Annotated in this window: 12 protein-coding genes; 7 read left to right on the forward strand and 5 right to left on the reverse strand. The window is 63.2% G+C overall.

Annotated features, from left to right (window positions below):
* Positions 1 to 40 precede the first annotated feature (40 nt).
* Positions 41 to 2,020, forward strand: coding sequence for an ABC transporter ATP-binding protein (locus RBH26_RS09925; protein ID WP_306758085.1), 1,980 nt, complete (start codon positions 41 to 43; stop codon positions 2,018 to 2,020).
* A 108-nt stretch (positions 2,021 to 2,128) separates the two neighbouring features.
* Here the strand turns inward: RBH26_RS09925 and RBH26_RS09930 are convergent, their stop codons facing one another.
* The 4 genes from RBH26_RS09930 to RBH26_RS09945 form a co-directional block, all read right to left on the reverse strand.
* Positions 2,129 to 2,473 carry a hypothetical protein gene (locus tag RBH26_RS09930; protein WP_306758086.1) on the reverse strand — a complete coding sequence of 115 codons (345 nt, stop codon included), beginning with the start codon at positions 2,471 to 2,473 and terminating at the stop codon, positions 2,129 to 2,131.
* A gap of 61 nt (positions 2,474 to 2,534) precedes the next feature.
* Entirely contained in the window at positions 2,535 to 3,452 is a 918-nt protein-coding gene (locus RBH26_RS09935) for a phosphatase PAP2 family protein (protein ID WP_306758087.1), read from the reverse strand.
* Positions 3,453 to 3,662: 210 nt separating this feature from the next.
* Complete coding sequence (locus RBH26_RS09940; protein ID WP_306758088.1) at positions 3,663 to 3,842, reverse strand: ribbon-helix-helix protein, CopG family; 180 nt, start codon at positions 3,840 to 3,842, stop codon at positions 3,663 to 3,665.
* 79 nt (positions 3,843 to 3,921) lie between these two features.
* A complete protein-coding gene (locus RBH26_RS09945) occupies positions 3,922 to 6,234 on the reverse strand; it encodes a twin-arginine translocase subunit TatC (RefSeq protein ID WP_306758089.1) in 2,313 nt (770 codons plus the stop codon).
* A 142-nt stretch (positions 6,235 to 6,376) separates the two neighbouring features.
* Here RBH26_RS09945 and RBH26_RS09950 point away from each other — a divergent pair, with 142 nt between their 5' ends.
* The 6 genes from RBH26_RS09950 to RBH26_RS09975 all read left to right on the forward strand — a co-directional run bounded on the left by RBH26_RS09950 (position 6,377) and on the right by RBH26_RS09975 (position 12,784).
* Positions 6,377 to 7,369: a twin-arginine translocase subunit TatC gene (locus RBH26_RS09950; protein ID WP_306758091.1), complete on the forward strand. Its 993-nt coding sequence runs from the start codon at positions 6,377 to 6,379 to the stop codon at positions 7,367 to 7,369.
* A gap of 245 nt (positions 7,370 to 7,614) precedes the next feature.
* The gene (locus RBH26_RS09955; protein ID WP_306758092.1) at positions 7,615 to 8,880 is read left to right on the forward strand and encodes an ABC transporter substrate-binding protein; all 1,266 of its coding nucleotides are present in this window, start codon (positions 7,615 to 7,617) and stop codon (positions 8,878 to 8,880) included.
* The gene (locus tag RBH26_RS09960; protein ID WP_306758093.1) at positions 8,867 to 9,526 is read left to right on the forward strand and encodes a TRAP transporter small permease; all 660 of its coding nucleotides are present in this window, start codon (positions 8,867 to 8,869) and stop codon (positions 9,524 to 9,526) included. Before RBH26_RS09955 ends, RBH26_RS09960 begins: the two co-directional genes overlap by 14 nt.
* Positions 9,523 to 10,812, forward strand: coding sequence for a TRAP transporter large permease (locus RBH26_RS09965; RefSeq protein ID WP_306758094.1), 1,290 nt, complete (start codon positions 9,523 to 9,525; stop codon positions 10,810 to 10,812). Before RBH26_RS09960 ends, RBH26_RS09965 begins: the two co-directional genes overlap by 4 nt.
* Positions 10,813 to 11,017: 205 nt before the next feature.
* The gene (locus tag RBH26_RS09970) at positions 11,018 to 11,164 is read left to right on the forward strand and encodes a hypothetical protein (protein ID WP_306758095.1); all 147 of its coding nucleotides are present in this window, start codon (positions 11,018 to 11,020) and stop codon (positions 11,162 to 11,164) included.
* Between the two features lie 84 nt (positions 11,165 to 11,248).
* On the forward strand, positions 11,249 to 12,784 hold the full coding sequence (locus RBH26_RS09975; RefSeq protein WP_306758096.1) for an ATP-binding protein: 1,536 nt from the start codon (positions 11,249 to 11,251) through the stop codon (positions 12,782 to 12,784).
* A gap of 14 nt (positions 12,785 to 12,798) precedes the next feature.
* Here the strand turns inward: RBH26_RS09975 and RBH26_RS09980 are convergent, their stop codons facing one another.
* Positions 12,799 to 13,155 (reverse strand): hypothetical protein, encoded by a 357-nt coding sequence (locus RBH26_RS09980; protein WP_306758098.1) that lies wholly within the window; start codon positions 13,153 to 13,155, stop codon positions 12,799 to 12,801.
* Positions 13,156 to 13,205: the final 50 nt, after the last annotated feature.

Raw genomic sequence — 13,205 nt, forward strand, 5'->3', positions numbered from 1 at the left:
GTCGCAAACGCTTATCACCGACGACCCCGGAGCCAGGACAATGGCGGACGTCGACTGGGAAGACGACGATCCCTTCGAAGACCAGCGCGAACACGTCGAGAGTCCGATGCGCCGACTGCTCTTCGAGTACGGTCGGCCGTACTGGTTGCAGGTGTCCGTCGGCCTCGTCTCGAGCGTGTTCGCACGGGCACTCGACCTGTTGCCCGCGCTGTTGCTCGCGGTCGCAATCGACGCCATCTTCGGGGACGCGGCCTTCGCGGAACAGGTGCCGTTAGTGGTCCTGCCGGAGGCCTGGCTGCCGACGACGACCGAGGGACAGTTCTGGTTCATTTCCGTCGCCATCGCTGGGTCGTTCGTCCTCGGAGCGCTGTTCCACTGGCTGCGAAACTGGGGGTTCAACGCCTTCTCCCAGGAGATCCAACACGACGTCCGTACCGCGACCTACGACAAGATGCAGCGCCTGGATATGGAATTTTTCGCGTCGAAACAGACCGGCGAGATGATGTCGGTCCTCTCGAACGACGTCAACCAGCTCGAGCGCTTTCTCAACGAGGGGATGAACTCCGCGACGCGGTTGATCGTGATGGTCGTTGGCATCTCGTTTCTGCTGTTCTGGCTCAACCCACAACTGGCGCTGGTCTCGCTGGCGCCAGTGCCACTGATCGCGGCCTTTACCTACGTCTTCGTCAAGAAGATCCAGCCGAAGTACGCCGCTGTCCGCTCGTCGGTCGGCAACGTGAACTCGCGACTCGAGAACAACCTCGGCGGGATCGGCGTCATCAAGTCCTCGAACACCGAGGAGTACGAGTCCGAACGCGTCGAGGACGTCTCCCGGAACTACTACGACACGAACTGGGAGGCCATCTGGCTTCGGATCCGGTTTTTCCCCAGCCTCCAGCTCATCTCGGGGATCGGCTTCGTGCTGACGTTCGCCGTCGGCGGCTACTGGGTGTTCACCGGGAGCGGACCAGGGCCGTTTACGGGGACGCTTCAGACCGGGACCTTCGTCGCCTTTATCCTCTATACCCAACAGCTGGTCTGGCCGATGGCCCAGTTCGGACAGGTCATCAACATGTACCAGCGCGCGGCCGCCTCGAGCGAGCGGATCTTCGGTCTGATGGACGAGGAAGGACGGATCGAACGCGACGAAGACGCCACCGAACTCGAGGTCACGGAGGGGCGCGTCGAGTACGAGAACGTGAGTTTCGGGTACGAACAGCACGAGACGTCACGCGAGGACGGACACGATTCGCGAGAAGACGACCGGATCATCGACGACGTCTCCTTCGCGGTCGAGGGCGGTGAGACGGTCGCGCTCGTCGGACCGACGGGTGCCGGCAAGTCGACCGTTCTCAAACTCTTGCTCCGGCTGTACGACGTCGACGACGGCGCGATCCGAATCGACGACCAGGACGTCCGCGAGGTGTCGCTGCCGAGCCTCCGCCGCTCGATGGGATACGTCGGCCAGGAGTCGTTTCTCTTCTATGGCACCGTCCAAGAGAACATCGCCTACGGTTCCTTCGACGCCGACCGCGAGGAGATCGTCGCGGCCGCCAAGGCCGCGGAGGCCCACGAGTTCATCGAGAACCTGCCCGACGGGTACGACACGATGGTCGGCGAACGTGGCGTCAAGCTCTCGGGCGGCCAACGACAGCGCGTCGCGATCGCCCGCGCGGTGCTCAAAGATCCCGATATCCTCGTGTTAGACGAGGCGACCAGCGACGTCGACACCGAGACGGAGATGCTCATCCAGCGGTCGATCGACGATCTGACCGAGGATCGAACGACCTTCGCCATCGCACACCGCCTTTCGACGATCAAAGACGCTGATCAGATCCTGGTCCTCGAGGACGGAACGATCGCCGAGCGAGGAACACACGACGAACTACTCGAGACCGACGGTCTCTACGCTCACCTCTGGGGAGTCCAGGCCGGGGAGATCGACGAACTCCCCCAGGAGTTTATCGAACGCGCCCAGCGACGACAGGCGCGGACGGAAGTCGGTGACGACGACGATTGAGACGGTCTCCTGTCGTCACTGGCCGCCGATCGCCGCTCCCGTGTGGCGATCGACGGGGACTCGGGACAGCAGTCCGTACGAGTCGGCCTGTCGAATCGACTCGAGTTGTCAGAACGATTCCTGTCCCTGCTGGTCGTCCTGATCGGGCGCGCCCTCTTCTTGGCGCTGTTCGCCCGCCGCAGGCGGCGTCCGGTCGCTGTAGTTTTTTCGACCGATCGCTTCGTCACTGACCATGTTCATGATCGCCGCTTCGATCTCGCCGTAGTCTCTGTACTCCTCCTCGTTCAGCGGACCGATGAGTTCCTCGAGGGTCGACTCGTCGCCGCTGACTTCGATCGTCACGTCGCCGTAGCGCTCGAACAGTTCGTCCTCGCTCAGCGGATACTCTGCGGACTCGAGTTCGTCGCCCAGTTCGCCGAGTTCGACGCCGAGTTCGCGACTGTCGTCGGTCATAGTCGCGTTTCGCCGAGATGTCGGAAACCGGTTGGCCCTGCGTTCGCCACTCCGGTTGCAGTCACGGCGAGCGGTTCGAAACGACCGCAGGCACGACGGCGAGTCCACCGAGGACGGCAGCCGACGCGACCGAGAGCAAGCCGCCATCGAGAACGACGAGCACGACGAGCAAACCGAGTATCGCTGTCGCCGATTCGGCGTGGTACGTCGCCCCCGGCGACGATGAACGCAGTTCCGGACGGCCGATCGTCCAGACGGCGAGTCCGCCGGCTGCAAGCGCAGCGTACGTAACAGAACGACCACCGGCGCCGCTGACGGCGATCGCGACGACGGCGAGTCCAAGCGCCAGACCGAAGGCGGTCGTCGTTCGATCGATCGGCGACCGCTCGAGGAGCCACTGGACTGCCACGAGATAGCCGACGCCGATGGCGATCCCAGCGACGATATCACCAGGGTAGTGGACGGAAAGGACGACCCGCGAGAGGCTCACCGAGAGAGCAACGACGCCGGCGACCGCGAGTCGTATCCGGCGGGTTCCGACGGGAAGTGTAAGCGCCAGAATCCCGTAGGCGACAGTCGCCCCGAGGGCGTGACCACTCGGAAAACCGTACCCACCGAGCGTGACCGACGAGACGTAGGCCGATTCGAGGACCGACGGCAGAACCGCCGGGGTCGCGGCGACCTGGTCCGGTCGCGGCAACGTAAAGAGATACTTCAGCGCTGTCATCGCGGCGAGACCGCCGACGACGATGCCGACAGGCCAGACGGGATTCCGTTCTGCAGCCCCTCTGGAAGGGGCTGCGACACCACCGCCTCCACCGCGGTCGGTTCGGTGCCACGTAAGGAGCCACGACGCCGCGATCGTGGCACCGATCACGACCCAGACGTCGCCGAGTCGTGTCACGAGTGCGGCCAGCAAAAGCAGCCACTCTGGGATCGAACCGTGGAGAGCCTCGAGGAGGTCGCCGCCGCGATACATGCTCGCTGGTTCCACGCTCTTTCCGATAGCGACCGAACTGGCAGGTGAAAGGCGTTGATACGGCCTAGTCGAGCTCGCTCACCGAATGTTCGTGCTCGTGCCGTGAGATCGTCAGCGAGCCGTATGAGATCTGCGACGCGGCCGAGGACCGACGTGCTCGGGGAGTGAGTTCGATCCGTGAGATCGATGTTTCCCGATCGGTGATCTCCGTTACTGGTCGTCGGCCTCGAGTCGGTCGTGGCGGTCGTCGATCTCATCGAGAATGTCGAGGTTCTTCCGAATCGAGGCGCGGATCGCGTCACTTCGGTTGACGAACTTGCCGTCGTCGCCCACGTGATCGTCTAAATCGTCGAGCAGTTCCTGGGGGATTTCGACGCTGATCTTTGGCATCAGTCTACGTGGTCGTTTGCAGGCGCCTCCCTTATACTACCGGACAGCAGTCAGTGACCCGTCGGGGAATCGCCGTCGTCTACTCGGCGGCAGCCTCTGGTTCGGGATCCGTCCGACCACCACCGCCGCCGCCGAACAGCCGACCGCCGCCGGTGAGCACGTAGAGGACGGCCAGTCCGAGTACGTAGGTTAGCGCGATCGGCGTCGCCAGTAGCAACATCGTCAGGATACCCTTCGGGCTGGCGAAGGCAGCGACGGTGAAGATTCCGACGACGACCGGCCGCCAGCGCTCGAGCATCGACCGGTAGCTGACGATGCCGCCGAGGTGGAACAGCGCCATCGTCACGACGATGTTAAAGAGGAATCCGACGCCTAAGGTCGTGTAGATCACGAGCCACGAGAAGCTGTTGATCCGGTAGGTGACCGCCATCCCGTTCTGGACGGCGTCGGTGATGAGATACGAGATGACCGCGGGCGCGATCCAGTAGAACCCGAGGAACAGGCCGAGTCCGAAGCCGACGAACAACGCGCCACCCCAGACGAGGAACACGCGCGGGTCGCCCCGAACCAGTCCCCGCTCGCGGGCTGCCGGCCACGCCCAGTAACCGATCAGTGGCAGGACGGCGATGAACGCGAGGATCGTACTCACCTTCACCATGAAGATCAGTACCTCGACGGGGTGTAAGGCGATGACGAGCCCGAGTTCGCCGATCAGTTCCGTCGTCACCTCCTCGGTCTGGGCACCCTCTTCGGTGACCTCGTCTAGGACCTCCGGCGGGACGCGGTCGACGAACTGTGCGAGGATGACGCCGAACCCACCCTGGTACAGCGCCAGGAACGAGCCACCGAGGACGGCCATGAAGACGCCGACGATGTAGATCGTCTTCGAGGTGAGGCTGTCGACGATAAAGGCGAGGTCGTAGGCGTAGCCACCGATGTCGTCCTCGGTCGTCTCGTCTTCGGTGAACGGATCGAGCATGCCGGCGGCGGTGCTCGTAAAGACGCTCTCGTCTTCGTCGTCGGCAGCCGCCGCGGTGCCCGAGCCGCCAGTACTGGCCGACCCGCCGTCGCCGTCCTCCTCGGCTTGCTCCTGGAGCGTGTCGAATCGGTCGAGGATCGCTTCGGCCTTCTCCCGATCGTCGTCGTACATCGCCTGCCGGGAGTACTCGAGGGCGTCGTCTTCCTCCATCGCGAGGAAGACCTGGGCGGGCACCTCGGAGATATCCTCGGCCGCCAGCGTGTCGAAATCGACGTCGTCGGGGTCCTCGGCGCTCCGGATATCGCCCTCACGCGGGTAGACCGGCGCCTGAAGCACTCTGATCGTGTAGACGACGAGGACGAGGAAGCCGACGGTGAGACCGACGATGACGCCGACAGCGGCGTCACCCAGCAGGCCGTATTCGGCCGCGATCGACTCGAGGCCGAAGGTCCCGTCGGGTCGGTAGCCGCTGGGAAGCAGCGGATAGACCGCCTCGTCTAAGGTATCGAAGCCGTCCTGGCTGACGAAGGCGGCCGTCAGGAGGGCGACGGCAGCCAGTCCGCCGGTAAACTGGAGAAGCCGTCGTTTCATGAGCCCGGTCCCCGTGTCGAGTTCGGCCGCGCCGCGCCGACGGATGTTGGCGACGACCTTCGCGAGACCGAGACTGAACACGTAGAGAGCCACGAGCGGCAGCGCCCACATGATCAAGGTAAACGGGTCCGGTGGCGAGAACATCGCTCCGAACACCGTGATCGCGACGATCGCGTGGCGCCACTTGTCCCGGAACGTCTCGTAGGAGACGATCTCGGTGTAGGAGAGGACGCTCATGAAAAGCGGCAGTTGTGCGGCGAGACCGAACGAGATCGTCAGTAAGGCGATGAACTCGGTGAACTCGGTGATACCCCAACTCGGGTTGACACCGGCGTCGTGTGCGACGGCCCCGAGGAAGTCGAAGGCGTAGGGGAAGAAGATCCCGTAGGCGTAGAAGACGCCGATCCAAAACAGCGTGATCGAGACGGCCACGAATCCGGCCAGATACCTCCTCGAGACTGGAACCGCCGACTGGACGCCGCGTCGGCGCAACGCGTCCCGCGAGAAGTACAACAACGCCGGAATCGCGACGATGATCCCGACGAACATCCCGATCTTCGCCTGCAAGAGGATGACCTCGAACGGCGTCCGGGTAATGATATCGGTCGCCTGGGCGACCTCCTGGCTCATCTCGGCTTTCGCCGTCGCCTCGAGGAAGTCCCAGATCCAGACTCGAAGGGCGTAAAACGACCCGATGAAGCCGATAACGAAGACGATAAACACCTTCTGAAGATGCGTCTGCACACTCGAGAGCATCGCCCCGATCGTCTCACGACCGGTATTGATGGCTTTGGCCGTATCCTCGTCGACGGCAGAACTCATTTACTGTCTGTGGCTAACTGACATCCAGTTATCAACCTTTCGAGTGCTGCAACGGAAACGGCCCCTTTCCCGACCTTGTCCCTTTCGAACAGTGCGCGTAAGAAAAAGGCCTATAACCGGGGGCCTTTCTATAACTCCATAGATGTCGGACGAGCCGGTGGACCGTGGGGACGCCGAGGATTCCATCGAGAACGTTGGCAACCCACAGGAGCCAGCCGAGGGACGATCGTCGCCCGACGACGGCAGGAGTGACATCGACGCCGAATCGCCGGTCGCGACCGACGGCGGGCGTGACGACGAGGAGCCGCCGGTCGAGACCGACGGCGAAGGCGTCGTCGGGGACCACACCGACCACGGCGGTGACCCCGCCTATCCCGATCCGGACGACGATGTCGGCGGGATCTCGACGCCGCCGGACGACGAGGAGATGCCGCTTGCCGATCACATCGAGGAGATGGTCCTCCGGTTCGCGATCGTCCTTCTCTTTGGCGCGACCGGGACGGCGATCGGCTTGCTGTGGGCCTCGCAGGCGATCGATCTCATCTGGCACGATGTCTTCCCCTACACGGTCGACGAGGTCCCGCCGCCACACGTCTATCACCCACTCGAGCTGTGGCTGACCCGGATCAAGCTCTCGGCGCTGCTGGGGATCATGGTCGCCTTGCCGATGTTCGTCTACCAGTGTTACCGGTTCATGAAACCCGGGCTCTACCCCCACGAGCGCAAGTACTACCTCGCGGCGGTGCCGACGAGCGTCGTCCTCGCCGCGCTCGGGATGTTGTTCTCCTACGCGCTCGTGTTGCCGGTGTTGTTCCAGTACTTCACGTTCTACGCGGAGGGGAGTGCAGACATCGCGTACGCCCTCGGTGAGACGTTCGACCTGATCATCACGCTGACCGGCTTCCTCGCGATCGTCTTCCAGATTCCGCTGTTTATCATGCTCGCGATCATGATGGGTGTGACGACCCGCCGCTGGCTGGCCCAGAAACGGCTGTACTTCTGGGCGGCCTTCGCGGGGCTCTCCTTTATGTTCACGATGGACCCGACCATGATGGCGCCCATCCTCGTCGCGATCACGATGATCCTGCTGTTCGAGGGGACACTGGCCGTCCTGAAGTGGGTCGGACGGGAGTGAGACGCTGATCATCCCGGATCCGATTTCAGCCCCGCGAACCCTATCGCTGGTGAGTCAGTAATACTACCGGACAGCAGTCAGTTTTCGATCGACTCGGGGAGTTCGTCCCGAACAGGTTCGGTCGATAACCACAGCCGTTTTCCGTCTCCTGATATAAATTGGCCGTTGTTGTTATTAAACGGCACACTCGACCGATCCGGTCGTGTTAGTTGACCAACTTCCCAAGACGAGTTACGACAGTATACGTGATTCGTGTAACCGACGACAACAACGATAGCGACGGCACTGTTCGACGATCGACCGACTCCGACGGGACGCAGCGGAGCCCGACGCGGCGAGCATACCTTGGCTCGATTGGCACACTCACAGCCACTGGAACGAGTGCTGGCTGCATCGCGCTGACGACTGGCGACGAAAGCGGCGACACCACCGAGTTCACCGCTGGAACGTTCGCCAACGTCGGCGGCCATTGTCTCGACTGCGTCTCGCCCTCGCCCGGCTGGGCGATCAGCGAGGAACTCGAGGCACGATCCGGCGGCGAGATTCAGATGCAACTGCTCGGCGAGGATCAGATCTGTAACAGTACCACCTGCGGCGGGAAAGCCGGGCGGCAAATAATCGAGGCCGGATACGGCTCGATCGGCAACGGAACGAACTTCTGGCCGGAGAACAACATCTGGCTGCTTCCCTACACGTTCCCGAGCCGAGCGTCCCTGGCGTATACCCTGTTCGACGAGCGAATCTGGGACCAGTACTGGGTCCCGTTTGCACGGCAGTACGGAATCGTCCCGTTTTACGCGTGGACGCCGGAACTCCGAAACCTTCTGCTCTCGTCGGATGCGACCGAGATCGCCGGCGGTCGCGTTCGCACGCCCGACGACCTCGAGGAGATCCGGATCCGCCGCACCGCCTCGCGACCACCGAAAGTCGCCCTCGAGGAGTGGGGGGCGACGCCGCCCGAACTCTCCTGGGGGGACACCGTCCAGGGAATGGACACGGGCGTCGTCCACGGCCTCGAGACGTGGTCCGGCGTCGGTATCGCCGGCGGCATGGACGCCGTGATGGATCAGGTCACGCTCGTCGAGTTCATGTCCGGACAGGGAGTGATGTGGGCCAACACCGACTGGCTGCGGAGCCTCCCTGATGGCCACCGCGAACTGATCGCCGACGTCACCCGCGAACTGACCGAGGAGGCGATCCAACAGGCCGACGAGGTGATCGACGACCGAATCGGACACACGGATCCGCCGGAAGGCACCGCCTACGCGGCGGCCGACATCACCGTCAACGTCCTCGACGACGACGAACTCGAGGCCTGGCGCGAACGCGTCGATCCGATGGAGAACCCCGACCTCTACGAGACCGAACGCAGCCGCGTCGAGGCGATGGACCTGCCGGTCGACGACTTCTACGAGTACGTTCACGGAATCGCCCGTGAACCAGCCGTTCCGGATTCGGCTGCGGACGTGACCGTCGACGCCTGGTGGGGTGAGTACCTTGACCGAATCTAACGCATCCGTCGTCGAGCGGTTCCTGACACGAGCCCGCGAGGACGACCTGGGGACCAGTCTCGAGCGCTACTTCGAGGGCTACATCGCGCTCGTCTTGCTCGCGATCGTTACCGTTCTCGTCTTCGTCGACGTTCTAAACCGGACTCTCCGGGGAACCCAGTTCGTCTGGGGACTCGAAGTCATCGAGGGGCTGTTCATCTGGATCACCTGGCTGAGCGCGGCCTTTGCGGTCCGTCACTCTTCGCACCTGCGATTTACGCTGCTTCGGGAGCGATGGTCGGCCCGGCGTAACTACGTCATGTACTGGGTCGAGTGGCTGCTGTGGTTCGTCGTCGTCGGAACGATCTTCCGGTACTCGCTGCCCGAACTCGAACGCTCCGCCGAGGCCGGTCGCATCGTCGTCGGGACGTCGATCCCCGACACGCTGTTCTATCTCGCCGTCCCCGTCGGAACGGCGCTGATCCTCCTGCGCGTGCTCCAGGAGATCGTTCACGTGACCCGTCGGTACCGCGGCGGCGAGTCGATCTCGCCGGATGCTTCGATCGACCTCGAGGAACGGTCGTTTACCGCTGACACTGACGGCTCCGATGCCGCCGCCGACGCTACCAGCGCGCCCGCCGCCGATACGGGAGGTGAGAGCCGATGATCGCGGTGAGCATGGAACTGGCGCTGATCGCGTTGACGGTCCTTTGTCTCCTGTTGTTTCTCGGCGGCGTGCAGATCTTTCTGGTCTTCGGCCTGTGGGCGATCGGTTTCCACACGATCGTCCCGGGGTTCCCGGCGAGCAACGTCAGCGTCCTCGCGTTCAGCGAACTCGAGAGTTTCACGTACGTCGCGATTCCGCTGTTCGTGCTCGTCGGCGACCTGATCAATCGGGCACGAATTTCAGAGGAGATCATCGAGTTCTCGCGGGCCTGTATCGGCTGGCTCCCGGGCAGCACCGGGAACACTTCGATCGGCTGCTCGGCGGTCTTCTCGGCGATTACGGGCTCGAACGCGGCGACGACCGCCTCGGTCGGAAAGGCGCTTCATCCCATCATGGACGAGGAGGGATACGACGACGACTACGCCGCAGCGACGATCGCTTCCGGTGGTATCGTCGGAACGGTGCTCCCGCCGAGTGTCCTGTTGATCGTCTACGGCGTGATGTACGGTCTCTCGGTCCCCGACCTGTTCATCGCCGGGATCGTTCCGGGCATCGCGATCCTCATCGGCCTGGTCGTCGTCAACACCGCACTCTCTCGGCGCCACGAGTACGGGATGGATAGCTCGAACTTCCAGTTTCAGCCCCGGCGCGTCCTCGAGACGGCCTGGCAGGCGAAGGTCGGTCTCGGAACGATCGTCATCCTGTTGGGCGGGATCTACATCGGTCTCTTCACTCCCTCGGAAGCCGCGGCCGTCGCCGTCTTCTACATCTTGGTGCTCTCGGTCGCGCTTGGGAAGATTACTCGCCTCGAGCAGGTCGTTAGCGCCTGTTTCACGTCGCTGTTGCTGATCGGCGTCATCCTCCCGATCATCGTCGTCGCGGTCGCGATTCAACAGAACCTCTCGTTTCTCGGGATTCAGGAGGCCGTCAGCGAGGCCATCCTCTCGCTTGGATCGCCGTGGCTCGTCGTCCTCGCGATGATGCTCATCATGCTGGCGACCGGATCAGTGCTAGCGTCGGTTCCGAACATCGCACTGACAGTCCCGTTGCTGACGCCAGCAGCGATGGAACTCGGCCTCGATCCGATCACGTGGGCTATCATCTTCATCATCAGCGACGCCATCGGCTTCATCACGCCACCGTACGGACTCAACCTCTACATCATCAGTGGTATCACCGACATCGACTACATGGAGGTAACCTACGAGGCGTTGCCGTATCTCGCGATGCTGATTGGGGTCTGGACGCTGTTTTTCGTCTTCCCTGAACTGAACGTCCTGGCTTGAGGGATGCTCTCCCTGCTTTCATACGGTCTCCTGTAGTCAATTACCGCCGATCGCCAGCACGGGTCGGCAATCGGCGGGGCAGCGGGACAGCAGTCCGTACAAAGCGTCGACGGGGCCGGTCTTACAGATCTTCGACCGAACCGATTATTCCCAACAATTGAATATTCACGTTACGAGTTCATGTATAACGAACCGATGAGTACGTATGCACGGCTCTGAGACTCCCCACCGGCTGGAAGCGACGGAACGGGACGTCTCGCTCCTCGAGGGGGCTGACGAAACGGAACGTCTCGATACACACCGCGCCCTGGCCGCAAACGCCCGGCTGACGGACCGCCAGAGGGCCGAGTAACCAGCCGTGTCCGGCACCGAGTATTCCTCGATACCCGTGACGTGGCTTCGAACGTATTTGTCGTCGACGCGTCGGGTAGCCGGGGTGTTAGCCAGCATCGGACTCCTGCTGGCGACCGTCCACGGCGTCCATATCGTCGTTCACGACAAGCCACTGCTCGCGACCGTCGTGGGTGCCGTCGTGCCCCTGGTGCTCTCGTTGCTGATCGTCTACGCGGGCTACTGGACGGTCCAGCGTGACGTTTCGACAGAGTATGCGCCCCGTCTGGTACAGTGGGCGCTCCTCGGTGGTGTCGGTATGGGCGTCCTCATCGGCACGATCGGCGTCCACCAGTATCTCGCCGGCCACCTCCCGGACGACGCCCTCTTTCAGCTGGCCACGGCTATGACCGGCGGCGTCCTCGGTGGCATTCTCGTCGGCCTGTACGACGTCCGGATCCAGCGACGAACCGATCGCATCGAATCGCTACAGCGAGCGACGGCCGAGTTCGTCGACGCCACGGACAGAGACGACGTCTGTGAGCTGACCGTTCGACTCGCCGCGTCCGAACTCGACATGCCGTTTGCCGGTGCCTGGCTGTACGACGACACCGAAGACGTCCTCGAGCCGATTGCAGTCAGCGATGCCGGAAAGGGGCTGTTCGAGGAGCCACCGACCTACGAACCGGGACAGAGCCTCTCCTGGAAAGTGTTTACCGAGGGCGAACCACGGATCTACGCCGATCTGCACGATCATCCCGACCGATACAACCCGAAGACGATCGTTCGGAGCGAGCTGATCCTTCCGCTTGGCTCACACGGCGTCCTCAACATCGGTTCGACCGAGCCCAACGCGTTCGACGAAACCGACGTCTCGGCTGCCCGGTTGCTCGCGACTGCCTCGAGTGCGGTGCTCGACCGAGCCGAACGCGAACAGCAGCTGCGAGCCAAGCGACAGGAGCTCGAGGCCCAGAACGAACGCCTCGACGAGTTCGCGAGTATCGTCTCTCACGATCTTCGGAATCCACTGACGATCGCACAGGGCTATCTCGAGCAGGCGAGAGCCGACAGCGAGGGCGACGACCGATCGCTCGCTGAAATCGAGGACGCGCTCGAGCGAATGGAGACGTTGATCACCGATATTCTGGCACTCGCCAGGGCCGGCCAGACGATCGAGGAGACCGAGCAGGTGACTCTTCGGGCCGTCGTCACCGACGCGTGGCGGATGATCGACGGCGAATCGGCGACGATCGACATCGACGTCGACGACGTCACCCTCTCGGCCGACCGGAGCCGGCTTCGGCAACTTCTCGAGAACCTCTTCCGTAATGCGGTCGAACACGCCTCGACGGATCGTATCGAGTCCGATGGGACGAACGCGATCGCCGATGGCGATGCCACCGTCTCGATCCGGGTCGGCGCCCTCGAGGATGCTGACGGGTTCTACGTCGAAGACGACGGGCCTGGAATTCCGCCCGCGGATCGCGACCGCGTGCTCTCGGTCGGATACACGACGACCGAAGACGGGACCGGCCTCGGGCTCGCGACGGTACAGCGAATCGCGGCCGGTCACGGCTGGTCGGTCTCCGTCACCGAAAGCAGACGTGGCGGGGCGCGGTTCGAAATCCGCACGGATCCGTGACCACGTCGCGGCAGCTATCGGAACTCCCGGGTCCGCTGGTGGGCGTAGTCGAGTGCGTCCTCGAGCGAGCCGGGGCCGTCGTAGCTGGCCGAAAAGAGGTCCATGAACTGGCGGGCGATGCGATCACAGCGTTCGAACGTGAGTACGGTCCTGACCTGGACCGTCTCCGAGAGCTCGAGGCCGGGATAGGTCGTCGCGGTCAGCGCGTAACCGGGATGGTCCTCGCCGTCGAGCGACGCCGGAGCGACTTTCAGCCGTAGGTCGCCCGACTCGTGGCGGTACGTCCGATACTGCATCTCCCGATCGGTGTGTGCTGGTGTGTAGGTCCGACTCTCTGCTGTGTTCCACGCTGACGGCACGTCGGCGTCCATTATCCACCCATACCGAGGCTATTGCTACGTGCGTATCGAATTGTGCAATA

This window comes from Natronolimnohabitans sp. A-GB9 (genome assembly GCF_030848565.1).
Lineage (GTDB): Archaea > Halobacteriota > Halobacteria > Halobacteriales > Natrialbaceae > Natronolimnohabitans.

Excerpts from the sequence above, each read along its gene's own strand:
- RBH26_RS09925 (WP_306758085.1), top strand. The coding sequence starts at position 41 with ATGGCGGACGTCGACTGGGAAGACGACGATCCCTTCGAAGACCAGCGC.
- RBH26_RS09930 (WP_306758086.1), bottom strand. The coding sequence starts at position 2,473 with ATGACCGACGACAGTCGCGAACTCGGCGTCGAACTCGGCGAACTGGGC.
- RBH26_RS09935 (WP_306758087.1), bottom strand. The coding sequence starts at position 3,452 with ATGTATCGCGGCGGCGACCTCCTCGAGGCTCTCCACGGTTCGATCCCA.
- RBH26_RS09940 (WP_306758088.1), bottom strand. The coding sequence starts at position 3,842 with ATGCCAAAGATCAGCGTCGAAATCCCCCAGGAACTGCTCGACGATTTA.
- RBH26_RS09945 (WP_306758089.1), bottom strand. The coding sequence starts at position 6,234 with ATGAGTTCTGCCGTCGACGAGGATACGGCCAAAGCCATCAATACCGGT.
- RBH26_RS09950 (WP_306758091.1), top strand. The coding sequence starts at position 6,377 with ATGTCGGACGAGCCGGTGGACCGTGGGGACGCCGAGGATTCCATCGAG.
- RBH26_RS09965 (WP_306758094.1), top strand. The coding sequence starts at position 9,523 with ATGATCGCGGTGAGCATGGAACTGGCGCTGATCGCGTTGACGGTCCTT.
- RBH26_RS09970 (WP_306758095.1), top strand. The coding sequence starts at position 11,018 with ATGCACGGCTCTGAGACTCCCCACCGGCTGGAAGCGACGGAACGGGAC.
- RBH26_RS09980 (WP_306758098.1), bottom strand. The coding sequence starts at position 13,155 with ATGGACGCCGACGTGCCGTCAGCGTGGAACACAGCAGAGAGTCGGACC.